Genomic DNA, 26,986 nt, shown 5'->3' with positions numbered 1-26,986 from the left:
GTGCGGCAGGCTCTACATCCCGCTCATGGTCGTGTTGCGAGCTCTAGGGGATCACCGTTCCGGGGCCGTTGTCGCCGCTCAGGTTCAAGCCGAACAACGCCTTCGCCGCCGGTGCCCCGATGTCCGTCGGGTTCTGCGCGGCCGACTTCGAGGCCGTCACGCCGGAGGCGGCGCCGCGCAGCAGCCACACCGCGCCGCCGTTCACGACGGTGCCAAGGTTCTCACCCGGCGCGCCCGCGGCCAGGTCAGCCTTGCCGTCCCCCGTCACGTCGAGCAGTCGTACCGAACCACCGAACAGGTCGCCGGACTCCGCGGCACCCGGCACGCCTTCCGTGTCCTGGTGGAACGCTTGCGCGTCCTTGCCGGTCAGCCCGCCCTTGCCGCTCTTGAGCAGCACCACGGCGCCGGCCTTCGCCTTCGAGCCGATCGCCTCGCCGGGGACGCCGACGGCCAGGTCGGGGTATCCGTCACCGTTCGCGTCGCCTGCGCTCAGCCGTCCGCCGAACTGGTCGCCCTTCTCGCTCGCCCCGGGCACGCCCGCCGTGTTCTGCGTGATCGTCTGCGTGCGGGTCCGGCTGGGGCCGGACGGCGAACCGTAGTAGATCTTTACGGTGCCGGGGTCCTCCTCGGTGCCCTCGGTGTCGCCGTTCGGGAAGATGCGAGTGGCGAGGTCGGAGTAGCCGTCCTGGTCGAAGTCGGCGACGGCGGTGCTGGACGAGGAGTCGAGCCGCTGCGGGACGGTGGACAGACCGGCCTTGGTGCCGAGCCACAGTTTGCCGCCCTCGGCGTGGTTCTCGTAGACGTAGAAGGTCGCGAGGTCCTCGATGCCGTCGCCGTTGAAGTCGCCCGCGGCGGTCGAGTTGATGGAGTTGTCGGTGCTGTACACCTTCACCTGCTGCTCGCGGGCGGGGGCGCCGTCCCGGCCGAAGGGGCCGTAGAGCACGTCGTGGTAGTCGTAGTCCTCGCCGTTGCGCATGAACAGGTCCAGGTGCCCGTCGTCGTCGAAGTCGCCCGCGGTGATGTCTTCGCCGACCTGGGCGTTCGCCGGTGCGTCGATACGGACGGCGCCTTGGCCAAAGACGCCGGTCTTTCGGCCCCACAGGACGGTCACCGATCCGCCGACGTTGTTCTCCGGTCGGTGATCGCGGGTGACCACCGCCAGATCGGTCAGGCCGTCGCCATCCAGGTCGCGGGAGACCATCGCGTAGCCGAAGACCTGGTTGTCGCCGGAGTCGCCGGGGACACCGGGGGTGTCCTGGGTGATGACCGTGGTGCGCGCGGGGTCGGGGCCATGCGCCGAGCCGTAGCTGATCGTGATGTAGCCGGCCCAAACATGGCCACCGACCTTCGCGCCGGGGGCTGCGACAGCGATGTCCTGGTAGCCGTCACCGTCGAAGTCCTCGCGCACGGTGTCGGCGCCGTCCCTCGCAGATGCGGTGCCCGCGACGATCGGCACGCCGAGTGACCCGATCAGGGCGGCGGCCACGGCGGTCGAAATGGCAGGTCTGCGGATGCCCACGGTTCCTCCTCATGGCGCGAGCGATGTCGAGACGCGTGCGCACAGATGTGATTCATCTACGAGACACGCGGAAACGGCTGATGGTTGTGCGCTGAACGGCACTTGAACGGGCCCGCAGCCGGCTACGGGACGGACCCGGCTTCGGACACCTGTGCTGTGTTCAGAGCGAACTCACTACCAGTCCCAGGGTTTCAGGATCACCAGTCCCAGGGTTTCAGGATCCTCGCCCCGCCCTACCCGGGTTTCGAGGGGGAGGTGGAGGAACTCAACACCCCCCCCCGCCCCGATCGAGGAACTCACCGTCCCCTCGATCATCGCGTCACTGGAGAAACTGATCGACGGCCTGGGTACGCGCCCGCGCCGAGTATCCGCGACGGTCCCATCTGATGCCCGCGCAGAACGGCTGGGAGGAGATCGCCGATCACGCCCTGGCATGGGCGCTCGACCACACCTGACCACCGCCTGACCGACCGGCCGTGGTGCCCGGTCCCGGTCGATCCCGGTCACGATCGGGCCGTCACTCCGCCACGAGTCCCTCCCTCGCAAGTGGTCGGGCCCGGGCCGGTCCCTCACCGCTAGGATGAGGGCCGTTTGCCCGCAGGGAGTTGAAGATGCCGAGCCGTCACCCGGAGGGGACCGCCTCCGACACGCCGTGGAACCAGACGTTCAGCCACTCGATGTGGCGGGCGAACAACTCCGTGCATCGTGCCCTGAACGAACGGCTGCGCTCCCTGGACGTCACGATGACGCAGCTCGGGATCGTGATGACTCTCGACCAGTACGGGCCGCTGTCGGGGGCGGACCTGGCCCGAACGCAGAACATCACGCCGCAGAGCGTGACGACGGCGCTGGCGCATCTGGAGCGGATCGGGTGGATCGAGCGGCATCCGCACGCCGTGCACAAACGGGTGGTGCTGGTCGAGCCGACCGAGGCCGGGCTGCTCGGCATGGTCAAGGGGCGGCGGCTCGTCGAGGCGGTCGTGGAACGGCTCTCCGACGCGGTCGGCGGGCCCGAGGAGCTGGCCCGTCTGACGCTCGGTATGCGCCGCATCGCCGTCGCCCTCGACGGCCCCGACTCGCCCGTGGCCCGCATGTGGCCCGACCCGCCCAAGGCCGGCTGAGAGCGTTTCGGTGCCGGGCCTCCCGGCACCGGGACCACGACGAACGGGCATCGCCGGCGATCGGCCGACCCACGCCTCGATGGCCGAGCAGGCGCCACGGCCCTGATAGCGGACAGGTCCACGCGTCCCAAGAGGGGCCGAGCCCCACCCCCTCCGATCTCAGCCATTTGGGACTTTGACAGGCAACTGATAACTTGATCGGCGCGTTCGATCAGGAGGGCCGTCTCACCATGTCCGCGATATCCACCCCCCACCACCGCGCCGTCGCGCGCCCGGCACTGACCACCGTGCTGGCGTGTCTCGGGATGTTCGCCGCATACGTGCCCATCGGCAGCGTCTCGGTGTCCCTGTCACGCATCCAGCAAGGGCTCGGCGCCTCCACGTCCGACCTGCAATGGGTCTCCGACGCGTTCATCCTGCCGATGGCCGCTCTGATCCTCACCTTCGGCCTGATCGGCGACCTGTACGGCCGCAAGAAGGCCTACCTCGCGGGCATGCTCCTGTTCGCCGCCGGTTCCGTGACCTCCCTGACCGCGCACAGCGTCGAGCAGGTCTGGGTCGGCCAGGCCGTCGCCGGCGCGGGTGCGGCGGCTCTCGCGTCCTCCACGCTCGCCCTCATCAGCCACGCCTACCCGGACTTCCGGGCCCGCGCCAAGGCCATCGCAGCATGGGCCGCGTCCCTGAGTATCGGCATGGCCCTGGGGCCGCTGATCAGTGGCGTCATCCTGGAGCACGCCTCCTGGCGCTGGATCTTCCTGCCGGCCGCCGTCATCACCGCCGTCACCGGCCTGGTGGCCATGCGGATGCTGGAGGACTCCCGCTCCGCGCACGGACGCGCCATCGACGTCCCCGGCCAGATCGCCGCGATCATCTTCATCATCGGCCTGATCTACGGCGTGATCGAGGGCGGCGGGGCCGACGGCTGGGGCCAGACCAAGGTCGTCGTCGCGTTCGCCGCCGCCGCACTCGGCCTGATCGCCTTCGTCGTCGTCGAGCTGCGCTCCCCCTCGCCGATGCTCTCCCTGAAACTGTTCGCGGTGCGCCCCTTCACCGGCGCCGGCGTCGTCAACGCCATCGTCATGTTCGGGATGATCGGCTCCGTCTTCACGCTCAGCCTCTTCTTCGGCAGCGTCCAGCAGCTCTCCGTCCTCGACATCGCCTGGCGGATGCTGGTCTTCAACGGCGTCTCCATCGTCACTGGACCGCTCGTCGGCCGTCTGATGGGCAAGGTCGCCCCCGGCGTGCTCCTCTGCGTCGGCCTGCTCGGCACCGGCGGCGCCATGCTGTGGCTGACCGGCCTGGAGACCGACTCGGGATTCGGCGCGATGGCAGGCCCGCTCGCGCTGTTCGGCCTCGGCATGGGCTTCGTGATGACGCCGATCAGCGCGGTCGCCGTCAGCAGCGTCCCGCACCACCTGGCGGGCATGGCGGGCGCGGGCAACAACACCCTGCGCCAGCTCGGTGGCGCCCTTGGCCCCGCCGTCCTCGGAGCCGTCCTCACCAGCAGGCTCACCTCCGCCCTGCCCGGGCACCTCGCGGACTCCGGACTGCCCGTCGCCGACCAGCAGCAGGTGAGCGAGGCCCTCGCGAAGGGCGGCGTGGGCGCCGCGGGTCACCTCGGCCTCTCCCCCGAGGCGACAGGACCCGCGCTCGGCGCGATCGGCGCGAGCTTCACCGACGCCGTCCACGTCTGCATGACCATCGGCGCGGTCGGCATGCTGGTGGCCCTGATCGCCACGGCCACCTTGATCGGCTTCCGCCGCCCGCAACCGGCCAGGCCGACTCCGGCCTCCGCCCAGGCGACGCCCCCGGCCCCTGCCGCGGCGGAGGCACACGAGACGCCCCCGTCCCAGGCCCCGCAAGCGGCCGTCCGGACCGGCCCCGTCGTCCACGGACACATCCACAGCTCGACCGGCGCCGCCCGCTCCTCCACGGTCACCCTGATCTCCCTGACGGGGCGCCAACTGAGCCGTACGGTGGCCCGATCCGACGGCGGCTACGACCTCACCGCCCCGGGCGCCGGCACCTACGTACTGATCGCCGCCGCGGAGGGGCACCAGCCGCAGGCGGCCACCGTCACCGTCGGCGACGAGCCGCTCGCGTACGACATCCTGCTCTCCGGCACCCGAGGCCTGAGCGGGGGCATCCGCGACGCCGCCGGGCTGCCGGTCGGTGCCGCCATGGTGATCGTGACCGATGCGCGCGGCGAGGTGCTCGCCACCGGACAGAGCGGCCAGGACGGAGAGTTCGCCTTCGGGGATCTGCCCGCGGGTGAGTTCACCGTCGCCGTGAACGCGGAGGGGCATCGGCCGGCCGCCGCCCCGGTCATCGTCGGCGACGGCGGACCCGGCCGGGTGGAGATCGCCCTCGTCCCCGGCACCTGGCTCCGGGGCGAGGTGCGGTCCGGAGCCGACCAGCGCTTGCTGCCGGACGCCCGCGTCACACTCGTCGACGCGGCCGGCAACGTCGCGGCGACGGCCACCACCGACGCGGAGGGCGTGTACGCCTTCACGGACCTGGACACCGGTGAGTACTCCGTCATCGCCAGCGGCTACCCGCCTCTCTCCACCCCGTTGCGCGTCACAGGCCCCGGCACCGAGGCCCTCGACATCGAGCTGTCCCACCCGATGCCCTGAGCTTCTGTCTCCTCATCCGGGGGGAACCTGTCACCCCGAAATCCATCTATCCAACGCGTTCGATCCGCACCTCGCGGATCAGGAACTTCCCGGCCTCACGCACCTCCTCGAACGCCGCGTTGTTGAGCAGCACACAGCTGCCCGACGTCGAGGCGACCTCCACCGTGGTGGACTTGGAGTTGCCCAGGTTCGTGATCTTCAGCCGCGTACCGAGGGGAAAATCGCTGCTGGACGCGGCCGGCGCGCCGCCCTCGCCGGACAGTGTGACGGTGGAACCGGCGCAGACGACCTCACCCTCAGCCCTTGCGTCTCCGCTGTCCGCGGGCGGAGTCGCGGGGGCTGAGGCGCTGTCACCCGCGCCGGCCTCCGCGTTGCAGCCCGACGCCGCCTGCTTCCGCCCGATCTCCTCGATCACCGCTTCCCGGTTGGCGATCCGCACCGCGGACTGTGCATCGGGATTCGCTCGCTGACCTGCGATGAACTGCTCGTTGTCGCTCAGCGCGGCAGCCAGCCCCTCACACGCCACCGAGGCCTGGCTCGTACCGGTCATCATCACCGCGGTTCCCGCCACCAGCGCGGCGGCGCCCACCATGAGGACAGCCTTCTTCTTACGGCTGAGGGTCTTCTCGCGTGACACGTGCGGCTCCTGTTCCCGGAGGTGTACGCCACCACCGGCTGGGTTTCCGTGTGCCGTCACGTACGCGCAGCAATCCCGTTCGTCTCAAGAGTCCCACCGACAACTTGCTTACCAGCGCGATGAGTTCTGAAGGCCAAAAGGAGCCGGTCGCCCGTGCGCGTCCGGCCCGCGCGGGCTCATCATGGAGGCATGAAGCGGACATCCCTCGGTGAAGTCAGCACACCGGGGCGCGTCGCCGCTCCCGGTGAGGGCATCGGCGAGGAAGAACTGGCGCTCGCGGCACGCAATCACGGGCTGCCGCTGGAGGCCCTGCGCTACGACGTCACACCGCTCGGCCTCCACTATGTACTGGTCCACTACGACATTCCCGCTGTCGACGCGGGCACGTGGCGGCTGTCCGTCGGCGGGCAGGTCCGTGCCCCTCTGGAACTGGGTCTTGACGAGTTGCGGGCGCTGGCGTCCGTTATTCACCGGGTCACGATGGAGTGCGCGGGCAACGGCCGTGCCCGCCTGAGCCCGCGCCCGGTCAGTCAGCCCTGGCTGGTGGAGGCGGTGGGTACCGCCGACTGCACGGGCGTGCCTCTGCGGACGGTGCTCGCGGAGGCGGACGTCGGGAACAGCGCGGTCGAGGCCGTTTTCACGGGCGCCGACCACGGAGACGAGCGTGGCGTCGAGCAGGACTACCGGCGCGGCCTGTCACTCCCCGTGGGCGCGGACGTGCTGCTCGCGTACGCGATGAACAGCGGCCCGCTGCCGCCCCAGCACGGCTGCCCGCCGCGGCTCGTGGTACCCGGCTGGTACGGCATGGCGCACGTCAAACGGCTCCGCGCCGTGGAACTCGTCGACACCCCGTTCACCGGCTTCCAGCAGGCCAGTCCGGGCCTCCGACGCCGACGGCCATACCCAGCCCCTGGACCAACCGTGGAACCGAGGAGGCTTCGGAAACAACCTCGTACAGCGCGTCCCTGTCCTGTGCCGCTGATCGACGACCGGGTGGCCGGGGAGCCTGTGACGGTGCAACAGGGCAGATCAACTCGCCACCGCCGGACGCACGTATAGTGCGCCGCTGTGACGCCACGCAGACGTCGTGCGCACCCACCCGGCACGAAGAACAGGAGCGAAGGCGTGACCAGTCGCGTCACCTTGATCTCGCCGGCGACGAGCCGATCCCTGCGGGAGGCCCGGTTCGACGACGGCAGCCCGCTCGACACGCGAGGCGCCGCACTCGCCAAAGCGGCCGCCGGTACGCTTCCCGCCGCTGACCGGGTGGTGGCCTCGCCCACTGTGCGCTGCCGGGAAACGGCGTCGGCCCTCGGTCTCGCGGCTCTGGACCAAACCGAACTGGGCGCCCTGGACATGGGGCGCTGGCGGGGCAGAACACTCGAAGAAGTCAGCACCTGGGAGCCGGAAGCGGTGAGCCGCTGGCTGTCGGCCCCGGCCATCGCGCCTCCCGGCGGGGAATCGGTACTGGCCCTTTGTGAGCGCGTCGCCATATGGCTGGACGCGGCTTCCGGGGTCACGGGCAGAACCCTCGCCGTGGTGGAGCCGGAGATCGTTCGGGCCGTCGTGGTCACGGTCCTCAGAGCACCCTCCGCGGCCTTCTGGCGGCTCGACGTGCCTCCACTGACGGCTGCCCACATCAGCGGACGCTCCGGACGGTGGAATCTGCGGCTCGGAGAGGCGCTCGGCACGCGGCGGGCCGACACCGAAGACTGATGCCGCAGCGCCTACGGATGCCCGGCAGGCCGGGGCGAGGCGAGCCGTCAGCCACCGGGGTCGACAGCCGCCTGCTGCCCGTCTCGCGACGACGAGGTCTGCCCGCTGCCTGAGGGTCCCGCGCCGCGGCCGTTTCGATGGCGCCGGAGCAGTGCGGTATCTCTCAGTGCGGTGCGGTAGTTGCCTCCGGCGCTACAGCCGCTTGCGATCGCGGAGTCAGCACACGCTGCGCCAACTCCCCGAAGATCAGCCCGAATCCGGTCCACAGAGTGAGCTGGATGGCGAGCGCCGAGGTGCGGAACCGCCACAGCAGAGCGGCGGGGAAGTCCTTCGGGACCTCGTTGATCACCGGCAGGAACTGATACGCGAGAGCGATCACCAGGATGAAGAAAGCGCCTGCGGTGACAGTGGCGTACCAGGTGCCCCATCTGGGCGCGAGCCGCTTGCCGAGGATCACGGCGGCGATCGCGAGGAGCACGCTGAGCACCATCATCAGGAAGTACAGGATCGTGCGCTTGCTGATGGTGTCGGGGTCGCCGACGGACGGCGGGTTGGCCGGGTACTTCAGGAACGGCACGACGTATACGGCGAGCAGGGCCGTGCCGGAGAGCAGGAGGGCCGTGGCACGAGGGGTGAAGCGGCCGACGCGCCCGAGGGCGAAGCAGTAGGCGAGGGCGGCGATGCCGCCGAAGGCCACGCCGTAGATCAGGACACCCGTGGCGAGGCCGCCGGTGGACTGGAGGCTGCGGCTGACCAGCTCGACCTCGTGTTCGTGGGCAGGGGCGTGTGCCTCTTCGAAACCGATCGCGTTGTCGACGCTGGGCTCGCCCAGGAAGTAGGCGACGAGAAGGGCGAGCACGCCGGCGCCCAGGCCGGCGAGCATGCCCCGCGCAAGAAGTCTTCTGACAGTTGCGGAGTTCATGGGCGCGCGGTCTTCCTCGTCAGTGGCAGGGGAAGCCGAGCAGGTGGCGGGCGTCGTGGACCCACTCGTGAACATCCGCGCCGTTGACCACGGAGGTGGCACCCTGCTCCGCGCCGACGAAGTACAGCAGGACGAGCATCAGGATGCCGAAGAAAACCGCCCAGGGGACGATCGCGCCGATCGGCAACTTGGCGGGAAGAGCAGGGGTGGTGGCTGTCGACTGGGCGACGGTCTGCGCCATGGCAGATCCTCCTCGGGAGTTCGCGTCCCATCTCGGTGGTGCACAGGACGACAGCTGCGGGTCTGACTCACGCGACGTTTCCCGCTTTACGGGGAAATGCCTCGTTCACAGTGGCGCGACCGTGCCGGAGTTCCACCGGCTTCCGCCTGCCGTCGTCGATATCGAACAGACCGTACCGCGCGCAAGGTGCCTGGCCAAGAGCGCCTCCAGTTCCATGGCCTTGCGGCAGGAGCCGCGAGCCACACACCGTCCACGTGAATCGGGGGCTGGCTGGAGATCCCGGGACGTCGGTAGGTTCTCCACGGTGAAATTGACAGAGACGCAGGGCCTTGCGCCGATGACCGACGAAGCTCGCATACGCTGGATTGCGCTGGGCGACAGGGCTCGGAAGCCGCCCGTGGTCCTGCTGCACGGCGGACCTGGCCTGCCGGACTATCTGAGCGACGTCGCCACCATGATCGCGGACCTCGCTCCCGTGTACCGCTACGACCAGCGCGGCACCGGCAAGTCCCGGTGGCAGGGCCGCCATACTCTCGCCCGGCATGTTGACGATCTCGCTGAGCTTCTAGACGTGTGGGACGTGCCGGAGGCTGTGCTGATCGGGCACTCATACGGCGCCACCCTGGCCGGCCGGTTCTGTGTGGCCCACCCGGATCGGGTGGCCGCGATGCTGCTGATGTGCGGGCCGTTTGTCGGCGAGTGGCGTACGGGGTATCAAGCGGAACGCGAGCGCCGCATGTCGGCACCGCAAGGGGAGCGGCTGCGCGAGTTGCAGGAATTGCCGCACCGTTCCGAGGACCAGGAAGTCGAGTTGCTCACGCTGTCCTGGTTCACCGACCACGCCGATCCCGAGCGCCGTTGGCACTGGGCCGCGCAGGGGGCCCGCGAACGCCGCCCCATCAACTGGGTCATGAACCGTGAACTCGGCGCGGAATCACGTGCGGACCCACTCGACCAGCACCTTGACGCGCTGCGCAGGTGTCTTCCGGCGCGGGTGGAGATCCTCGGCGGTGCTGATGATCCCCGCCCGCTGTCGGAACTTGAGTCCCTCGCGTACCGGCTCAATGTTCCCCTGACGCGGATCGACAGCGCCGGCCACGAGCCCTGGCTCGAACAGCCCGATGGGGCACGCGCGCACCTTCGGAGATTCGTGCGGGGCGCGGTGGGCCCCTAGAGCCGCACCCCACACGCCGACAGGCACCGGCACGGTGCGAAGCCTTGCCACAGAACGTCAGACACCGGAATCGAGATGCCGGGCGGATGGCGCACTCTCTCGCTGGCCGAGGCACTGCACGCGCGTCTACGGCCCGTCGGCACTGCCGAAGTCGCGGCTGTCCGTGCTCCTCGAAGCCGATGAGCAGCATCTATGCGTCACGAATCACGATCGCGCCCGGCCCGAACCCGCACCGGCTCGGCGGCCGTCGGATCGCTCCGGGCGACGGCTCTGACCAGGGGGGACGTAATCCGCCTGGACTGCGGGAATCAGACGCTCTGCCGAGGTGTACGGCCTTGCCGGGGCAGCGACCTCAGACGCGTCGGAGCGAGCCACCGCCTCGTCGGCAACCTGCGGGCCGACCCCGACCACGTCCACATAGGCGGTCATCCATATGTGAACGCCTGGCCGCACGCCTCGACCTTCTGTGCTTTACGCGGTAGTTGTCGGACTCGATCCGTTGCTCGAAGAGGCGTCAGGGCGGCTCATCGGTACACGTCGGCGGAGTGCGAGCGGCCGATGTCGCGGACGACTTCGAGACCGAGTACGCGGTCGAGGTGCGCGAACGTCTCGAACTTGGCGCCGCCCGGTACGTCGACGGCCGCCTCCAGATCGTCGAGGAGCCGCAGCACGGCCGGGGTGTCGAGCCCCTCCTCCAGGGCGGCACTGGCCCGTCGCACAACGTCGGCGGGCATCGCCTTGGACGGTTCGTCGGCCCACGTGGCCACCGCTTTACGCCAGTTGGCCAGCTTCTCAGCGGCGGCGGCGACGGCTTGCCCCGTGACGTCGACGGGCTCGTGGTGCGGGTGGCCGAGCAGGAGCAGCCGCAGGGCGAGCGCGTCCCGATCGGAATCCCGGCCCGCGTCCCCGCCCGCGTCCCGGCCCGTGTCGCGATCCACGTCCGTGGCGCGATCCACGTCCGTGGCGACGGCCTCGCCGATGTGCAGGGACAGACCGTCCGCACCTGCGTACGTACGGCTGGTGAGGTGCACGGTCGGCGGGCCGCCGAGAGCCTCGGCGATCTCGTCGGGGGTGCCGTGGGCGTCGGCCGGACGGATACCGGCGGCGTCGGCCGAGGCCGACGGCGGGCAGGTCCACCCGATGAGGACGGCCCGGCCGCCCAGCTCGACGACGCGGGCCAGGACGTCCGCGACGAGGAGCACGCGCAGACCGGTCAGGTCGTCCGGGTCTTCACGGTCGCCGAAGGACGGCGCGTGGGCGCACATCCGCAGCGGCCCGAACCCGGCCAGATCATCAACGATGCTCAGCACACCACAGAGACTAGGCGTACCGACCTTCGATGGCACCCGGCGGGAGCAGCCGGGAGGCCGGCAACTCGCCTCCCGGCCGCTCCCGCGTACGTTCCGCTCACACGCTCACTCTCGTTCCGCTCACGCGCTCACCCTCATGCCGGCCCGACACCGCCCGTGCAGGCCGCACCGGGTTCCGGAGTCTGCTCGCCCTGGACGTATTTGCCAAGGAACTGCTCGACCCGGGGGTCCGATGCCCCGTCCACGGTGAGCTGACGGCCCCACGCGGTGAGCGTGAGGGCGTCCTTCTGTTCCTTGACCGGGCTCATCAACGTGTAGGGCGTTGTACTGACCTTCTGACTCAGCGTCTTTATGTCGTCGGCCGACGCCTTGTCGCTGTACGTGATCCAGACGGCGCCGTGCTCCAGAGAGTGGACGGCGTTCTCCTCGCCCAGCGGCTCGTCGTACACGTCGCCCTGGCAGTTGGCCCACGCCTGGCTGTGATCACCGCCCGCTGCCGGGGTCATCGGGTAGTCGACCTTCTTCGTGACGTGGTTGCGCCCCAGCTTCTTCGCGTCCCACGTCTTCTCACCCTTGACCGGGGCCTGCGCGACGGCCTCTTCCTTGTCCTTCTTCTCCGACGCGTCGAGCAGGACGTACGAGCCGAATCCGGCGAGACCGGCCAGTACGGCGACGCCCGCGGTGATGGCGATGATGCGGTTGCGCCGGTCACGCGCCTGCTCGGCGCGGCGCAGCTCCTGGACGCGGGCCTTGCGTGCGGCGGTGGTACCGGCCTTCTTGCCTGTCTGAGAGGTGCTCTTGGAGGTGCCCATGTCCGGGTATGTCCTTGTCTCCGCCGTGCCCGGGGCACGGCGGTGGTGACGGTGATGGTGTGTGAGGTGATCGGCACAAGCGCGTGACGGTGACCGCGTCCGTGGACAGCAGCGTGACGGGGCGGGACGGGTTCGGACGCGCGGAGGTCCGGCCTAGGTCCTCAGCACCTGAAGGACGTGGAGATCCGGGGCGTACCGGTGAACAGGCGTCGGCGGTACGGGAAGCGCGGTGGCCGGGGCCGCGGGCAGTCCCGCCTCCCCCAGCGTCGTCGGCACCGACGGCTCGGGTGCCGGGAGCGCGATCGCCGCGGCGTGCGTGGCGGACGCGCACCGCTCGCCGGGGGGACAGCTGTGGCCGAGCGAGGCCTCCGCGGCGGATGCCGGGGCACCAGCTCCGGGCAGGGGCGCGGCGGGACAGGAGACGGCGACGCGATCGCTCGGGGCGTCGTGATGTGCCGAGAAGCCGAAGCACACGCACAGGACAGCCAGCAGGGTGGCCAGGCTGGTCCCGAACACGGTGCAGCGCGCGGCGGTACGCCGCTCCCCGTGCACCGTGTCCCGCAGACCTGACGCCATGGCCGCAGATATTAGCGGCTGCCGCTCCGGCGCCGAGCCCCGGCCTTCCCCCTCACACCGCGTGGTGCGCAAGGACCTTGTGCGGGTCCTGGGCGCCGGGCACAGTCGCCGGATCCGCGTGCACGAGTGCGGCGGTCAGCTTCGGCACCGCGTGCAGCAGGGCGTGCTCCGCGTCGACCGCGACCTCGTGCGCCTCCCGTACGGACAACTCCCCGTCCACGACGACCGCCACCTCGGCGCGCAGCCGGTGACCGATCCAGCGAAGGCGCGGCTCGCCGATGCCACGGACGCCGGAAACCGTCAGGAGCGCTGCCTCCGCCGCGTCGACCAGGGCGGGATCGACGGCGTCCAGCACCCGGCGGAACACCTCTCGTGCCGCGTCGCGCAGGACCAGCAGGATCGCCGCGGTGATCAGCAGGCCCACGATCGGGTCGGCGAGCCGCCAGCCCAGGGCCGCGCCGCCCGCGCTCAACAGGACGGCGAGGGAGGTGAATCCGTCCGTGCGGGCATGCAGACCGTCGGCGACCAGGGCGGCCGAGCCGATCTCGCGGCCGACGCGGATGCGGTAGCGGGCGACCCATTCGTTGCCGATGAAGCCGATGACGGCGGCGGCCGCCACCACCCAGAGGTGCTCCAGGGCGCGGGGGTTGAGCAGCCGGTCGACCGCCGCCCAGGCCGCGAAGGCCGCCGACGCGGCGATCGTCAGGAGGATGACGATGCCCGCGAGGTCCTCGGCACGGCCGTAGCCGTAGGTGAAGCGGCGGGTGGCGGCCCGTCGGCCCAGGACGAAGGCGACACCGAGGGGGATCGCGGTCAGTGCGTCCGCCGCGTTGTGCACGGTGTCACCGAGGAGCGCGACCGAGCCGGTGAGCACCACGATCACTGCCTGGGCCCCGGCAGTGACCCCCAGGACGGCCAGCGAGATCCACAGCGCGCGCATTCCGCGCGCGGACGATTCGAGGGCCGGGTCGACCTTGTCCGCGGCCTCGTGCGAATGCGGCTTCAGTAGGTGCCCGGCCTTGTGCCGCCACCGCTCCAAGCGCCCCTCGCCGCCGGACCCATGACCGTGATCGTGAGCGTGATCGTGGGCGTGGTCGTGGTCGTGAGCGTGGCCATCGTGCCCCCGGCCATGGTTCCGGTGGTGCTCATGCGAAGGGTGCGGGTGTCCGTGCTGCTCACTCACGAGTACGGCCTTCCGACGCGGGACGGGAGAGTGGACACCGCGAGGCGCCCGCACTCATTATGTGCGTATGAGCGCACGCATGCACCTATCACCTGCGCACGATGCGCACCCGCAAGATCCGGGCGTCGAGCACTTCACCCATGCGGCCGAGGTCCTCGGCCTCCTCGCCGACCGCACCCGCCTCGCCCTCCTTCACGCCCTCGCCAAGGGCGAAGCGGACGTCACCACACTGACGGCCGCGTGCGGCGCCGCCCGCCCCGCGGTCAGTCAGCACCTGGCCAGACTCCGCCTCGCCGGGCTCGTTTCCGTACGGAAGGAAGGGCGCCGCATGATCTACGGCCCGCCCGACGGACACCTGCGCCGTGTGGTCGACGAGGTCCTGAACCTCGCCGACCACCACCTCAGTGGCGCGGCCACCCACGACTGAGCGGGCCTCAGGCGTAGTCGCGCCTGCCCCGTCGGTAGGCGATCTCCCCCAGCACGACGTCCATGACGAGGAAGGCCGCCAGCGGGATGCCGAGCAGCGGCACGAAGTAGCCGAGCACGGCGATCGCCGCCATCAGCGGGACCAGGACGTACGCCGGTACGTTCTGCCACGCCCCGCGCGGCAGCGGACGCCCGAAGGAGCTGCCGCGCCCGCGCTGCCACCACATGCGGTACCCCCACACGATCATCAGGATCAGCCCGAGGGCGAGACCGGCGAGGGCGATCTGGTTGACGAGCCCGAACAGCGAGCCGGTGTGCGCGTCGATGCCCCAGCGGGTCAGCTTGGCGAGCACCGGGTAGTCGGCGAACCGCAGCACTTCGGTGACCTCGCCGGTCGCCGGGTCGATGGCGACCGAGTCCTGCTTCTCGGGCCAGCTGCGCTGAATCTGCCGGACGGTGTACGCCGACGACGCGTCGGCCGGCGGCACGATCTCCACCGGGTTGGAGAGCCCCGCGCCACGGGCCGCCTTCAGGACGGCGTCGAGCCCGACGCCCTCTCCTCCCGCGGCGCCGCCCGAGCCCGCCCCTCCGTGTCCCGCGTGCTCTCCGCCGCCCGCGACGGTCGCCGTCAGCTCCGGCGTCGTCTGCCCGATGGCCTCGCGCAGGTCACCGACGCTCTCTCCCGCGTACGTCGACCAGGTAAGGCCCGTCGCGGACAGGAAGATCAGTCCGGCAGCGGCCCACACGCCCAACGAGCCGTGCAGCGAGAGCGTGCGACGGCGGCCGGTCGCCCCGCGCAGCTTGAGCTTGCGCTGGGAGCGTCGGCGGCCGAACCAGAGGACGAGGCCACCGCCCGCGATCACCCACAGCCAGCTGGCCGCGAGTTCGCTGTAGAGCCTGCCGGTCTCCCCCAGGTGCAGATCGCGGTGGAGCTCGTCGATCCAGGTGCGCAGCGGCAGTGCGCCGCTGGAGCCGTACTGCTCAAGGGCGCCGCGCACTTCGCCGTTGTAGGGGTTCACGAACACGGCGAGGGTGTGATCGGTGCCCACGCCCGGCACTCCGGACAGGAGCACGCGGGTCGTCGCGCCGTCCTCCGGCGATGGCCGCACCGCGCTGACCGCGCCGTCGGGGTGTGCCTTGCGGGCGGCGGCCACCTGCTGCGAGATCGGCAGCTCGGTCTTGTGCTCGCCGACGGGGACACGCAGTTCGTGGGAGTACACGATCTTCTCGGCCTGGTACGAGCAGGCGTACAGGAGTCCCGTGGTGGCGGCGACGAGTACGAAGGGGGCGATGAGCACCCCGGCGTAGAAGTGCAGGCGCAGTACGAGCGGACGCAGCGACGCCCATCCCGACCGTCCTGCGGAGGGCGGCGCCCCCTGGGTCTCCTGCCCGTCGTCCGGGGCGAGGAGTGTGGGTTCGGCGGACATGTGCTGCTCTCCTGGAGGAAGGTGACGCGGATCGATCGGCCGTGGCGACCGGTGCAGGAGTCGGCTGGAGGGGCGCATAAGTTCCCCGCAGCCGCCACCGGTTGCGTGACGCGCACCACACAGGACGGTGTGGCAGAGCCACATCCACAGGGGAGAACCGGCCGATGGCCGTGCACTGCGCGATTGGCGTATCGCGGGCCCTTAACCGGCGGCAGGGACAGGACTAGCGTCGGGAGACCGGGAACCTCAGGGCCGGGAACCCCCGGAACCGGGGCCCCAACACTCCGTTGGAGACGCGATGCTCCAGACACGCGAGTTGTTCGACAGCCTTGCCTCTCGTGCCGACCACCTCGACAACCAGACCCTCGCCGACGCCGCCGACGCCCTCTCCGCGTGCGAACAGGCCGCGACCGCCTGTGCGGTCGGCATGCTCGCCGAGAAGGAGGCCGACGAACTGCGGGCCTCCATCAACCGCGATCTGAACTGTGCCGACGTGGTCTCGGCCACGCGGCGCGTCCTGACGCGCGGCACGGACGCCGATCACGCGCTCCTCGCCGCGCAGTTGCAGGCGTGCGTGATGGCCTGCGAGCACAGCCACGAGCTGTGCTCCCGGCACGCGTCGCACCACGAGCACTGCCGCCTCTGCTCCGAGGCCACGAACCGCGCGGCGTCCGCCTGCCGCGAGGTCCTGACGAGCCTGCGGGCCTAGCGCGCCGGGCGCCGGATCGGTCCCGGGCTCGGCCGTCCGGCCGGCCCAGCGCCCTCGGGGGCGGTTCGCACAGCATGGCCCCGATCCGGCAAACTGCCCGGATGGACTATGAGTTCTGGAACGACATCCACCACCGCGGCGGCATCACCGCGGTCAAGAGCGCGCTGGAGGAACTTGCGGAGCGCGGTTCCGCCGAGGAGGTGGACGCCGCCATGGACCTGGCCTGCCAGGTCATCGCCGACGACACCGCCCGCCTCCAGGCCCGCGCGGATCAGGCCGAGGCCAGGCTGCGGAGGCTGACCGACGAGGCGCGCGAGGTGGGGCGGCAGGTCGAAGCGCACGCCAGAACCGAGGAGTCCGCCGAACCACCGGTGCGTGCGGAGCGCGAGTGACCCTCACCGGGTGCCGGGCAGCCGTACCGCTTGGCTCTTCCGGGGCTCCACCGCGGGCCTGCCCGGTGCCAGTAGCGGCCCAGCGTCCGGCGCGTACCGCGTACTCGCCTTCACGGTCTGCGCGCACACCCTAACGAGCACGTCTCCTTGCGCAGGGACGCACCGTGCCCCCTCCCACCCCCGTGGAAGTCGGTGCGATGCACCACCAGTTCGGCGACGCGCTCGCTCTGACGCTCGGGTCGAGCGCCGTCCACGTCGGGATGTGCGCGCGACGCCATGCGACTGGGCTAAGCGGACGCGGTGTTGGACGCCACGTGGTCCATCGGCTGCGTCCGCCATCTCTCCGACCGGCCCGCGGGGCTCCGTGGAGTCCCGCGGGTGCCGCGTCCCGGCGGGCGGTTCCTGTTCACGGAGTTCGCCACACTCGTCGGCCAACTCCAACAGAGCGGTGCGGCAAGGAGGCGCCTCGCGTTCAGGGCGCGCCCGACTGGCGTTCAGGCGCGCCCGACTGACCCGCCGCGAGTCAGCTCACGGTCACCGTGACGACCGGCGACACGGTGGCGCCGCTGGCCACACGCAGCTCGTTCTTGCCCTTGAGGCCGAGCTTGGCACGCAGGCCGTAGGCCCCGGACTTGTTGGTGACCGTACTGGCGGGCAGGGCCTTCCACACCCCGTGCTGCTTCTGCTGCAGGGTCACCTTGCTCCCGGCCTTCAGGCCGGTCGCCTTGCCCGTGATGCGCAGCTCCTGCCACGCGCGGACGTGGGAGACGGACGCCTTCGCCGTGAGCGTGGGCGCCGCGGCGGGCTCGGCCTGCGTGGGCTGCGGCTCCGGGCCCGACCCGTCGGCGAGTGCGGCGGTGGCGGGAATCAACAGCACCGATCCGGCGAGGGCGGAGACGGCGGCGGTGCGCAGAAGGCTGCGGCGGCGGGTGTTACGCATAACGACAGTGATCCCCTTTGATGTCGGTCAGTACGCGGTCCTCATTGTGCGACGAGTCGCACAATGAGGAACATAAACGTACGCACCTGACATTGCGATCACCCGGAGAACGCGTAACGGAATCCGGTAATTTCGGTCACAACGCCGCAACTGCCCTCGCTGCTTCCCTGCGTTGCCCGGCCTGATCAGCGGCGGACCAGCAGCGGATCAGCGGCGGATCAGATCCCCAGCACGGCCTTCGCCGTCATGAAGTAGATGACCAGGCCGGTCGCGTCGACCAGTGTGGTGACCATCGGTGCCGACACCACCGCCGGGTCGATCCGCAACCGCTTGGCAAGCAGCGGCATCGTGCCGCCGATGGTGGCCGCCCAACCGCAGATGACCACCAGGGTGATCCCGACCACCAGGGCGATCTTCGCGCTGACGAACACCGCTCCCACGACCACGCCGAGGATCGCGAGCAGCGAGCCGAGGACCAGGCCGACGCGGCACTCGCGCCATATGACCTTCAGGAGATCCGAGCCGCGCACTTCTCCGACGGCCATGGCGCGCACGCAAGCGGTCGCGGCCTGGGCCCCGGCGTTGCCGCCGGCGCCGATGAGCATCGGGATGAACATGGCGAGCTGCGCGGCCTTCTCCAGCGTGCCCTCGAAGGACTGCGTCACGCTGACGGTCAGTGTCGCCGCGACGAGCAGCAGGCTCAGCCAGAGCGCCCGGTAGCGCGCGAGCTGCCACACCGTCGCGGCCATGTAGTGCCCGGCCCAGGGCGCGGCGCCCGACTGCCGTGCGACGTCCTCGGTGTCCGCGGCCTCGATGACTTCGAGCGCGTCGTCGATGGTGAGCAGTCCGACGAGCCGGTTCTCGCTGTCCACGACCGCGAGGTTCAGGTCGTTGGTCTCGCGCATCAGGCGGGCCGCCCGCTCGGCCGAGTCGGTGGCGTACACGGACGCGGGCTCGGTGGCGACCAGCGAAGAGACCATCGTCTCCGGCGGGCTGAGCACCAGCTCCCGCAGCTCCGCGATGCCGGTGAGGCGCTGCCCGTCGTCCACGACGGGCAGCGTGTAGACCGTCTCGGCCTGGCTTCCCTTCTCCCGTACGACCTCCAACGCCTGCTGGACGGTGAGGTCCTGATCGAGCGCCACCACTTCGGGGGTCATATAGCGGCCGACAGAGCCCTCCGGATAGCCGAGCAGCGCGGAGGTCATCCCCCGTTCGTGCGCGCTCAGCCCGCCGAGTACCCGCTGGGCGACCTTGGCGGGAGCCTCTCGCAGCATCCTCGCCCGGTCGTCGGGGTCCATGCCCTCGACGAGCTCCAGGAAGGTGCGATCGCGCAGTCCCTCCAGGATCTGCTGCTGGTCGACCGGTTCCAGTTCCTCGAAGACGGTCAGCGCCCTGTCCTTGTCGAGGAGCCTGAAAGCCATCCCCGCGTCGACCGCGTCCATCCGGCCTAGCTCATCGGCGATCACGTGGGGAGGATTGGTCTCCAACCACTCCAGGACGCTGTGCAGTTGATGACTCTTGACTATGTCCTGCAACGACTCGGGCAGTTCCGGACGCAGCTCTTCGGGCAGGTTCATCTGAGGCATGGGCAGGTCCTCGGCGCAGCGGTGAGACACAACACGGGCACCCAGGGACAGAGCGCGCCGCTGAAGGTTACACGGGTACGGTGAACGCGCCGACGGCATAACCCTCCAGCGGCCCGAGACCGGCCACCAACCTCCTCTCCAACCCCTGTCTAACCCCTGGCCGCCCGACGGCGCGCTTCCTCGTCGGCCAGGACGGATTCGATGCCGTGCCGCCGCACCCCCAGAACCTGTCGGGAGTTGGCGGCCTCCACGGCGGGGCTGAATGCCGTCAAGGCGCGCCGGGCCGCCACCGCCGCCGTGGTGTCAGCGGCCACGAGGTCGGCATTGATCGCGGCCCCGGCAGTCATTCCGGTGGCTGCGGATACGACGACTCCGGCCATCAGGTCGGTGACGTTGCCCGCCGCCCATACTCCCGGAACACCCGTGAACCCGGTCGCGTCCGACTCCACGTACCTGCCCACGCCCATCGGATGGTCGACGCTCGCCAGACCGAGTCCGGCCAGGATCGCGCCGCGCGCCTCGAACCGCGGTGCCACGGCGAGCGCCCGCACCGGAATCTCGCTGCCCGAGGCCAGCCGTACGCCGGAGAGCCGGTCCGCCTCCACATCGAGGCCGACCACCTCCCCGTCGACCACCGCGATGCCACGGGCGCCCAGCTGCTCCCACTGCTCATCGGTCAGGTCGCCCTGGGTGTGCAGGAACAAGGTCACGTCCGGCGACCACTGACGGAACAGCAGCGCCTGATGCACGGCCATCGGACCGGTCGCGAGGACACCGATCGGTTCGTCACGCACCTCCCAGCCATGGCAGTACGGGCAGTGCAGGACGTCACGGCCCCACCGCTCGCGCAGTCCGGGGACATCCGGAAGCCCGTCGACGAGCCCAGTGGTCACCAGGAGGCGTCGCGCGCCATGGCTCCGGCCGCCCTCGGTGCGCACGACGAAGCGTTCACCGACCCGCCGGACGTCCGTGACCCGGTCCGAGACGATCCGCCCGCCGTACCCGGTCACCTCCTCGCGGCCGATCCGCAGCAGCTCCCCCGGCGCCAAGCCCTCTCGGGACAGGTATCCGTGCACTCCGTCGGCGGGAGCGTTGCGCGGTTCGCCGGAGTCGACCACCAGCACCGAACGCCTGGCCCGGGACAGGGTCAACGCGGCCGACAGCCCGGCCACCCCTCCCCCGACCACCAGCACGTCCACGTCCACGTCCACGTCTGCGTCTGCGTCTGCGTCCACGTCTGCGTCTGCGTCCACGTCTGCGAAGTCTCGCTCGTTCGTTTCAGTCATGACGACACCGTGCGCCGGACCGCAACAGATCGGCAAGCTTCTTTGCCGATCCAGCAAGCTTCGAGCCGGTCCGTCACGACGGCGGAGGCTGTTGGCGGGAACTCTCGCAGTCCTTCGGCACACAAATCCTCGCCCTGGAAGACCTGCGATTGCCCCAGGGACAGGGCTCCGGGCCAAACGCCGCCCGGTGGGCGTTCCCACCGTGTGGGTCAGCCGTCCACCAGATGCAACGTGTCGATCCGGTCCCAGCCAGCGGCGGTGACCCGTTCGCGCAGTGCGAGTTCGGCGCCGGCGCGCAACAGCAGACGCTGGGGCGGAGCCAGCCGCACAGCCAGGAGTACGAGGGCTTCCAGGACGCTGTTGGCCAGGAAACGGACACCGACAAGGTCGACGACGACCTCACTGCTCCGTCGCGCCTCTTCGGTCAGAGCGTCGATCAGTGGGCCTCGGTGTGCGCTGAGGGCCTCGCCGTGCAGACGCACCCCGGGACGATCGGCCAGGGGCATCATGAGCAGCAGGTCGTCGGTGAAGTAACCGCGCATCATCAGTCCCGGATGCTTGGGGCGCACCGGCAGAAGGCTGCGGGGGCCATGGCGGTTCTCTGCGCGATGATTCGTCGCGAGTACAGGATCCCGCTGGGTACGGACACTGGCGTTGAGGCCCCGCCCCAGGCCCGAGTGATCGCCGGGAGGTCGACAGCCGCGCCAACAGCAACCCATCGACCACGAACTGCTCCGAACCTACTCCCGCACGCCCACGCCCAACAGGTCAATACCGGACGGCCGTTCACCGCCTGGGCCGAACATACCCGCAGGACCTTCCAGGGCAGGCTCCCCGCGTTCACCGCTCACATCGCAGATCCCCCAGGTCGACCGCATCGGCCATCACCCGCATGCCCTTGTCGTTGGGGTGGAGATGGTCTCCGCCGTCGAAGACCGGCAACAGCCGTTCCCGGTCGTACGGGCTGCGGAGCACCTTGTCGAAGTCGGTGACGGCGTCCAGCTCGCCGCTGTTCCTGATGAAGTCGTTGACCTCCTGGCGTACCGCCTCACCGGGGGCGTCGAACTCCGGCCAGCCCTTGAAGGGCAGCACCGTCCCGCCCACGACGCACCTGCCCGCCGCGTGCGTCCGGTCGATGATCCGGCGGTAACCGGCGATGAGCTGGTCCGCGGTGACGCCGGTGTGCGCCTTGATGTCGTTGATGCCCTCGAACAAGAACACCGTACGCACGCCCGGGTGGGAGAGAACGTCTCGCTCAAGACGGGCCAGGGCGCTCTGCCCCGCACCATCGGCAAGCACCTTGTTCCCTGAGATGCCCTCGTTGGCGACGCCCTTGATGTTGATGTCTGACGCGCTCCGCAGCCGACGGGACAAGTAGTCCGGCCAGCGGCGGTTCGTGTCGGTGGTGGACTGCCAGCCATCGGTGACGGAGTCGCCGAAGGCGACCACGGCGCCCGTGTCCGCCCCGCTCTCCACGCTCACCGCGTCGAGGTAGAACCACGAGCCCGTCCGCTCGCTCCAGTTGGCCTCGCCCTCCTCACGGGCGTGGTCACCGCCGACCGCGTACGACGTCTGCATGGCCATGCCGTGCCCCGTCGCCCGGCCCGCGGCCTCGGCCACGTACAGGCTGATGACCAGATCACTCTGTGCCGCGAGCCGTCCGGACAGCGGGTCGCTGGTCACGATGCCGCCCGGCGCCACCGTGACGGACCGCGCACCGCCGAAAGTGACCCGCCGATTGCTGCCCGGGACGAGTCTCGCCCCCTCCTCGCGCGCTCCGGCATAGACGCTCCCGAAGGTCACCGGCCGGTCTCCGAACGCGTTGGACAGCCGGACGCGGGGGTGGGTGCCGCCGACACTGGTACGGACGACGAGGCGGTAGCTACGGTCGGCCACTGCCTGGCCGAGGCGGTCGGCGCTCGCTCCCCAGGTGATGACCTGACGCCGGGACGGCTCGCCCGCCGCCGACGCCCCCGTCGCCGACGCCGCTCCCATCGGTGAGCAGAGCGCGAGAACGAACCCGCAGACGATACCGACCACCCCGCGATGTCGCGCGGACCGCTGCCGGTGGCTCAACTCCCCGCTCCGCGCAGCGTGATGGCGCCACCCGGCTTGAGGGCGACCTTCCGGGTCACTCCCCCGTACGACACCGTGATGCCGCGCCCGCCGACACTGCGCAACCGCGCCTCGCTGACCTTTCCGGCCCGCCACCTCAGATCGACGACGAAGCCGCCGCGTACACCGACGCCCGTGACCGAGCCGGAGCGCGCCCAGGCCTCGGGCAGGGCGGGGAGCAACTCGACGTGCCCCGGGCGCGAATAGACCAGCATCTCGAGCATCGCGGCCGCTGTGCCGAAGTTGGACTCGATCTGGAAGATGCCACGCCCCTTCTCGACCTCGTAGATGTCGAAGAGGTTCGGCGCGGTGCCGTTGCTCCCGTCGATCGACGGCCGCAGGTTGTTCACGACCAGCTGATACGCCTTGTCCGCGTCCTTCAGCCGCGCCCAGCACAGACTCCGCCAGGCGTTCGCCCAGCCGAAGCTCTCCATGCCGCGCGCGGTGAGCAGCGCCGTCGCCCCCTCGACCAGGGCCTTCGGTGTCGAGCCGTCGGGGCGGATCCTGTCGCCGGGGAAGAGCTGGACCAGCGGGGAGAGGTGCCGGTGGGTGGTCTCGCCGAGGTTCTCGGGTGACATCCACTCCTCCAACCAGCCTGTCTTGGCGCTTACTCGAGGGAGGTGAAGGCGGTCCTGGAGTGCGCCGACCCTCTTGCTGTGGGCGGTGTCCTCACCGAGGACGGAGCAGGCGGTGCGGTAGTTGTCGAAGAGCGCCCAGACAAGTTCCTGTGCGTACGTGATGCCCTTGGCGTCGAGCGGACCGTGTTCGGGTGACCAGTCGCTGTCGGCGATCAGGACCTCGCGGCTCTTCCCCGTCGCCTCGTCGGTGACGGTCGTCGTGAGCAGCCGCGCCTCCCAGAACTCGCAGGCTCCCTTGAGCAGCGGGTGGATCCTGGCGAGGTAGGACCGGTCCTGGGTGAATTCGTAGTGCTCGAAGAGCGAGTTGGACAGCCAGGCGTTGCCCGCCGGGTGCCACCACCATCCGTTCCCGCCATGGATGTTGGTGGAGATGGCCACGGTCCAGCCCGCGATCTTCCCGCTGGAGTTGCGATAGCGGTTGCGCGGGTCGTTGAACAGGGTGCGGGTGAGCTCGGTCCAGGAAGGCAGCTGCGCCAGACAGTAGTCGGCGTACGCGTCGAAACAGGTGGAGAGCGCTGCCCGGTCGGCCATCCAGTAGTTCATCTGGATGTTGATGTCCGTGTGGTAGTCGCCCATCCAGTCCGGGTCGTTGCCGTCGAGCCACAGGCCCTGGAGGTTGAGCGGCAGGCTGTCGCGGGACCCGGCGATCATGAGGTAGCGGCTGAACTGGAGGTAGGACGCCTCCAGTTCGGGGTCGGCCTCGCCGTCGCGGGCGCGCGCCCGCACGCGCTCCCAGGTGTCGAGGCCGCGCTGCGTCCGGGACGACGCGCCGAGCGAGACGCTCATCCGCTCGAACAGGCTCCGGTGGTCGGCGACATGGGAGTGCAGGAGCGCGGTCGCGGAGTGACGGGCCGCCGCGAGGACCTTGGTCCTGGCAAGGCGTTGCGGATCGAGACTGGGGTCGCGGTAACCGGTGGAGGCATCGGGCGCGTAATTGGTGCCGCCGCTGACCACGACCGTGAGCTCCTCGCATCCGGCGAAGGAGATCCGTGAGCCGTCGACAGCCACGGTGCCGGTGGTGCTGTACGCCGTCACCGCGGCGCCGTAGCGCAGCCCGCCGTCCGGGAGGACCGCGCCGAACGAGGCGGTACGGGGCCCTTGCCCGATGGTGGTCTCGTCGTGGGTGCCCGCCAGGGTCACCGTTCCGGTGTAACGGCCCCCGCCCTGTTGGGAGAAGTGCAGGACGATCGCGTCGTCGGGATGGCTCGCGAAGATCCGGCGCCGGTACGTCACCCCTGAGCGGACGTACGAGGAGGTGACGAGCCCCTGGCTGATGTCGAGTTCGCGGCGGTAGTCGGAGACCGCCGAGAGATCGTGGTCCGGTATGTCGACGGTCAGGCGGCCCAGGAGGGTGAAGGAACCGAAGTCGGCGCGCCCGTAAGGAAACTGGCCGTCCGCGTCGAGTGTCGCGTTGAGGCCGCCGGTCCACATCGTGGCGTCGGTGATGAGGAGCAGTTCGCGGGCGGGATCGTTGCCTGTGAGCGCGCCCAGGCGCCCGTTGCCGACGGGCAGGCCCTGTTCGATCATCGCCCGGTCGGATGCGGGAGCCTGGTACCAGAAGCGGGTCGTCGCCGTTTCGGCAAGGAGGGTCGAGCCCACCGGCCGGGTGACGGGTGCGCTGGACGCGAAGGCGGGCAGGCCGCCGAGTGCGGTGAAGGCGCTCGCGGCGGCGGCCACGGAGAGGATGTCGCGGCGGCTCGGTCCGGGGCGGGTGGAGTCGGTGTGCTGGTCGTCGTCCACGAGGCACTCCATTCAGGAGGAAAGTGCGTGCGGGAGGGGTGGAGCGGACGTGAGGGGGGGAGCGTGGAGTGGAGCGGGCGTGGCGTCAGGAGCGCCTCGGGACACGGATCCGGTCGATGTCGGGGGCGTAGCCGTCGCCGCTGTCGAAGGTGACCGTGTTGGTGCCCGCTTTGAGGGTCACCGGCACGCCGATGGTCTCGGTGGTCCCCCAGTCCCCGGTGGAGGGGAACTTCAGGGCCGTGGAGCCGTTGCCGTTGGCGGAGACCTGGACCGTACGCGGGTCCCCGCTGACGTACGCGACGTCGATGACGTAGCGGCCCGGCTCGCGCACCACGATGTCGTTGAACCGGAGCTTTCCGCCCTGGTAGAGGTTGCCGACCTTGCTGCCGCCCGAACACGCGGCGCAGTCGCCGACCGCCGCGTTGCCGCTGAGGGTGTTGGCCTTCGACTCGGCCTCGTACGCCGTCGCCTGCTGCTCGGGGCCGCGCGGTGCGACGGTGAACAGGCGTGAACCGTGCGCGGGCAGTGTCTGCGTCAGCTTGTCCTTGTGGGTGCCGAGGTCCTCGTGGTTCCACAGGTCGCGGACCTTGCCCCGGCCCGAGAAGCCCAGGGACGAGAATTCGGCGGTGACGGCGGCGGGCGAGTCACCGAGGTTGAACAGGGCCACGGTGTGGCTGCCGTCCGCGTTCTTCGCGCTCCACACCTGCCGGTCGCCGGAGGCGGTGACGGGCCTCGCGGGCGGGGTGCTGCCCTGGTTGAGGGCGATGACCTCGCGGTTGGTCAGGAGGGATACGCCGTAGTCGTCGAGGCGTGTCAGGTCGTCGCCGGTGTAGAGGGGCGACTTGGCGATGGCCCACAGAGTCGCGTAGCTCTGCCGTTCGGCCTTGGTCAGGCCGTCCATCTCGCCGTTGCCCACGTTCAGGGAGTCGAGGTCGTTCCAGCCGCCGGGACCGGCGTGCCGGGTCCAGCCGGGTGCGTCGTCCCAGCGGTCGTCGACGGAGTTCTCCCACGACACCAGGGTGCTGCAGTAGCACTCGACGTCCGTGTCGATGCGCCAGCCGTTGGAGTACTTCTTCCAGTCGGCCACGTGGTCGATGTCGAGCGACCAGGAGATTTCGAGGTGGATCGGACGCCCGGCCCTGGCGATCGCCTTCTTCCAGGCGGCCACGTCAGCGACGTTGTTGTAGTTGTCACCGCTCTTGGAGGACCCGGGACCGACGCCGTCCAGCTTGAGGAAGTCGTAGCCCCAGTCGGCGAAGAGCTGGGCCTGCGAGTCGATGTACTTCTGCGCGCAGGGGCGGGAGAAGTCGAGTTTGTAGGCGCTGTCCCAGCCGTTGGTGGTGCGCAGGTCGTCGTGGACGATGTCGCCGGTGGTACAGCCCTCGGCGTTCCAGATGGGCATCTTGCCCTCGCCGTACGCCTCCTTCTCCAGGCCCACCGGCAGATAGATGCCCGCCTTGAGCCCCTTGGCGTGGATGTCGTCGGCGACCGGCTTCATCCCGCGCGGGAAGCGGCCCGCGTCCGGTGCCTGGCGGGCGTAGGCGTCGAACTTCGGCTTCCACGCCATGTCACGCCACCAGCCGGCGTCGATGTTGACGTACTCGTAGCCGTACTTCTTGAGCTTGGACGCCATGGCGCCCGTCTGCTTGAGGACGTTCTTCTCGGTCAGGTAGCTGTAGTCGCCGTCGGGGTTGAGCCCGGGGTACTTCGAGGACTGCATGCTCCAGCTTGTCCAGCCCATGTAGGGCTTCCGGGCCAGGTCCGCGGCGGGCGCCGCATCGGCCACGGGGGTGGCAGCGGCGGGCACGGCCGTCGTCAGACCGGCGGCGAGGGCCAGGACGAGCACGAAGGAGTACAGGGACGACCGCATGGGCCGCACC

At 70.2% G+C, this 26,986-nt stretch carries 25 protein-coding genes and 1 riboswitch; of the genes, 8 read left to right on the top strand and 17 right to left on the bottom strand.

Features of this window, described 5'->3' with window-relative positions; translation table 11 throughout:
- Window positions 1–43: 43 nt before the first annotated feature.
- Window positions 44–1,519 (bottom strand): FG-GAP and VCBS repeat-containing protein, encoded by a 1,476-nt coding sequence (locus tag ACFVXC_RS17195; RefSeq protein WP_389906130.1) that lies wholly within the window; start codon window positions 1,517–1,519, stop codon window positions 44–46.
- Between the two features lie 611 nt (window positions 1,520–2,130).
- Here ACFVXC_RS17195 and ACFVXC_RS17190 point away from each other — a divergent pair.
- Together ACFVXC_RS17190 and ACFVXC_RS17185 are read left to right on the top strand one after the other, a co-directional pair.
- Window positions 2,131–2,640 carry a MarR family winged helix-turn-helix transcriptional regulator gene (locus ACFVXC_RS17190; RefSeq protein WP_389906129.1) on the top strand — a complete coding sequence of 170 codons (510 nt, stop codon included), beginning with the start codon at window positions 2,131–2,133 and terminating at the stop codon, window positions 2,638–2,640.
- A 230-nt stretch (window positions 2,641–2,870) separates the two neighbouring features.
- Entirely contained in the window at window positions 2,871–5,276 is a 2,406-nt protein-coding gene (locus ACFVXC_RS17185; protein ID WP_389906127.1) for an MFS transporter, read from the top strand.
- A gap of 46 nt (window positions 5,277–5,322) precedes the next feature.
- Here the strand turns inward: ACFVXC_RS17185 and ACFVXC_RS17180 are convergent, their stop codons facing one another.
- Window positions 5,323–5,913 (bottom strand): hypothetical protein, encoded by a 591-nt coding sequence (locus ACFVXC_RS17180; protein WP_389906125.1) that lies wholly within the window; start codon window positions 5,911–5,913, stop codon window positions 5,323–5,325.
- A 189-nt stretch (window positions 5,914–6,102) separates the two neighbouring features.
- On the opposite strand from ACFVXC_RS17180, the gene ACFVXC_RS17175 reads away from it, so the two are divergent.
- Window positions 6,103–6,972, top strand: a complete 870-nt coding sequence (locus tag ACFVXC_RS17175) for a molybdopterin-dependent oxidoreductase (RefSeq protein WP_389906123.1) — start codon at window positions 6,103–6,105, stop codon at window positions 6,970–6,972.
- Between the two features lie 66 nt (window positions 6,973–7,038).
- Entirely contained in the window at window positions 7,039–7,629 is a 591-nt protein-coding gene (locus ACFVXC_RS17170) for a histidine phosphatase family protein (protein WP_389906121.1), read from the top strand.
- Between the two features lie 163 nt (window positions 7,630–7,792).
- Here ACFVXC_RS17170 and ACFVXC_RS17165 read toward each other — a convergent pair whose 3' ends face one another.
- Together ACFVXC_RS17165 and ACFVXC_RS17160 are read right to left on the bottom strand one after the other, a co-directional pair.
- Window positions 7,793–8,551, bottom strand: coding sequence for a CbtA family protein (locus ACFVXC_RS17165; protein ID WP_389906119.1), 759 nt, complete (start codon window positions 8,549–8,551; stop codon window positions 7,793–7,795).
- 19 nt (window positions 8,552–8,570) lie between these two features.
- Complete coding sequence (locus ACFVXC_RS17160) at window positions 8,571–8,792, bottom strand: CbtB-domain containing protein (protein ID WP_389906117.1); 222 nt, start codon at window positions 8,790–8,792, stop codon at window positions 8,571–8,573.
- 37 nt (window positions 8,793–8,829) lie between these two features.
- A riboswitch (cobalamin riboswitch) is annotated at window positions 8,830–8,978 on the bottom strand.
- 118 nt (window positions 8,979–9,096) lie between these two features.
- Between ACFVXC_RS17160 and ACFVXC_RS17155 the strand changes: the two genes are divergently transcribed.
- Window positions 9,097–9,966, top strand: a complete 870-nt coding sequence (locus ACFVXC_RS17155; RefSeq protein WP_389906115.1) for an alpha/beta fold hydrolase — start codon at window positions 9,097–9,099, stop codon at window positions 9,964–9,966.
- Window positions 9,967–10,490: 524 nt separating this feature from the next.
- On the opposite strand, the gene ACFVXC_RS17150 is transcribed toward ACFVXC_RS17155, so the two are convergent.
- The 5 genes from ACFVXC_RS17150 to ACFVXC_RS17130 all read right to left on the bottom strand — a co-directional run bounded on the left by ACFVXC_RS17150 (window position 10,491) and on the right by ACFVXC_RS17130 (window position 13,813).
- A complete protein-coding gene (locus tag ACFVXC_RS17150; RefSeq protein WP_389906113.1) occupies window positions 10,491–11,276 on the bottom strand; it encodes a hypothetical protein in 786 nt (261 codons plus the stop codon).
- A 134-nt stretch (window positions 11,277–11,410) separates the two neighbouring features.
- On the bottom strand, window positions 11,411–12,088 hold the full coding sequence (locus tag ACFVXC_RS17145; RefSeq protein ID WP_389906111.1) for a DUF3105 domain-containing protein: 678 nt from the start codon (window positions 12,086–12,088) through the stop codon (window positions 11,411–11,413).
- 153 nt (window positions 12,089–12,241) lie between these two features.
- On the bottom strand, window positions 12,242–12,664 hold the full coding sequence (locus tag ACFVXC_RS17140; RefSeq protein WP_389906109.1) for a hypothetical protein: 423 nt from the start codon (window positions 12,662–12,664) through the stop codon (window positions 12,242–12,244).
- A 52-nt stretch (window positions 12,665–12,716) separates the two neighbouring features.
- The gene (locus ACFVXC_RS17135; RefSeq protein ID WP_389906107.1) at window positions 12,717–13,703 is read right to left on the bottom strand and encodes a cation diffusion facilitator family transporter; all 987 of its coding nucleotides are present in this window, start codon (window positions 13,701–13,703) and stop codon (window positions 12,717–12,719) included.
- The gene (locus ACFVXC_RS17130) at window positions 13,667–13,813 is read right to left on the bottom strand and encodes a hypothetical protein (RefSeq protein WP_389906105.1); all 147 of its coding nucleotides are present in this window, start codon (window positions 13,811–13,813) and stop codon (window positions 13,667–13,669) included. Before ACFVXC_RS17130 ends, ACFVXC_RS17135 begins: the two co-directional genes overlap by 37 nt.
- A 113-nt stretch (window positions 13,814–13,926) precedes the next feature.
- On the opposite strand from ACFVXC_RS17130, the gene ACFVXC_RS17125 reads away from it, so the two are divergent.
- Window positions 13,927–14,274: an ArsR/SmtB family transcription factor gene (locus tag ACFVXC_RS17125; RefSeq protein WP_389906103.1), complete on the top strand. Its 348-nt coding sequence runs from the start codon at window positions 13,927–13,929 to the stop codon at window positions 14,272–14,274.
- Window positions 14,275–14,281: 7 nt separating this feature from the next.
- On the opposite strand, the gene ACFVXC_RS17120 is transcribed toward ACFVXC_RS17125, so the two are convergent.
- Window positions 14,282–15,700 carry a PepSY-associated TM helix domain-containing protein gene (locus tag ACFVXC_RS17120; RefSeq protein ID WP_389906101.1) on the bottom strand — a complete coding sequence of 473 codons (1,419 nt, stop codon included), beginning with the start codon at window positions 15,698–15,700 and terminating at the stop codon, window positions 14,282–14,284.
- Between the two features lie 298 nt (window positions 15,701–15,998).
- Here ACFVXC_RS17120 and ACFVXC_RS17115 point away from each other — a divergent pair, with 298 nt between their 5' ends.
- Both ACFVXC_RS17115 and ACFVXC_RS17110 read left to right on the top strand, forming a co-directional pair.
- Complete coding sequence (locus ACFVXC_RS17115) at window positions 15,999–16,409, top strand: hypothetical protein (protein ID WP_389906099.1); 411 nt, start codon at window positions 15,999–16,001, stop codon at window positions 16,407–16,409.
- A 101-nt stretch (window positions 16,410–16,510) separates the two neighbouring features.
- Window positions 16,511–16,801, top strand: a complete 291-nt coding sequence (locus ACFVXC_RS17110) for a hypothetical protein (RefSeq protein ID WP_389906097.1) — start codon at window positions 16,511–16,513, stop codon at window positions 16,799–16,801.
- A 523-nt stretch (window positions 16,802–17,324) separates the two neighbouring features.
- Here the strand turns inward: ACFVXC_RS17110 and ACFVXC_RS17105 are convergent.
- The 7 genes from ACFVXC_RS17105 to ACFVXC_RS17075 form a co-directional block, all read right to left on the bottom strand.
- Complete coding sequence (locus ACFVXC_RS17105) at window positions 17,325–17,741, bottom strand: hypothetical protein (protein WP_389906095.1); 417 nt, start codon at window positions 17,739–17,741, stop codon at window positions 17,325–17,327.
- A gap of 218 nt (window positions 17,742–17,959) precedes the next feature.
- The gene (gene mgtE / locus ACFVXC_RS17100; protein WP_389906093.1) at window positions 17,960–19,327 is read right to left on the bottom strand and encodes a magnesium transporter; all 1,368 of its coding nucleotides are present in this window, start codon (window positions 19,325–19,327) and stop codon (window positions 17,960–17,962) included.
- 149 nt (window positions 19,328–19,476) lie between these two features.
- Window positions 19,477–20,613 (bottom strand): NAD(P)/FAD-dependent oxidoreductase, encoded by a 1,137-nt coding sequence (locus tag ACFVXC_RS17095; protein ID WP_389906091.1) that lies wholly within the window; start codon window positions 20,611–20,613, stop codon window positions 19,477–19,479.
- Between the two features lie 209 nt (window positions 20,614–20,822).
- Window positions 20,823–21,182 carry a hypothetical protein gene (locus ACFVXC_RS17090; RefSeq protein ID WP_389906089.1) on the bottom strand — a complete coding sequence of 120 codons (360 nt, stop codon included), beginning with the start codon at window positions 21,180–21,182 and terminating at the stop codon, window positions 20,823–20,825.
- Between the two features lie 271 nt (window positions 21,183–21,453).
- Complete coding sequence (locus ACFVXC_RS17085) at window positions 21,454–22,608, bottom strand: SGNH/GDSL hydrolase family protein (protein ID WP_389906468.1); 1,155 nt, start codon at window positions 22,606–22,608, stop codon at window positions 21,454–21,456.
- Window positions 22,609–22,685: 77 nt separating this feature from the next.
- Window positions 22,686–25,106, bottom strand: a complete 2,421-nt coding sequence (locus ACFVXC_RS17080) for a glycoside hydrolase N-terminal domain-containing protein (protein WP_389906087.1) — start codon at window positions 25,104–25,106, stop codon at window positions 22,686–22,688.
- A gap of 85 nt (window positions 25,107–25,191) precedes the next feature.
- Window positions 25,192–26,976, bottom strand: a complete 1,785-nt coding sequence (locus ACFVXC_RS17075) for an alpha-galactosidase D (RefSeq protein WP_389906085.1) — start codon at window positions 26,974–26,976, stop codon at window positions 25,192–25,194.
- Window positions 26,977–26,986 lie beyond the last annotated feature (10 nt).

This window comes from Streptomyces sp. NPDC058257, assembly GCF_042881845.1.
Lineage (GTDB): Bacteria > Actinomycetota > Actinomycetes > Streptomycetales > Streptomycetaceae > Streptomyces.
Note: the sequence above shows the minus strand (reverse complement) of the source record. Positions and strands in the feature narration are given on the sequence as shown.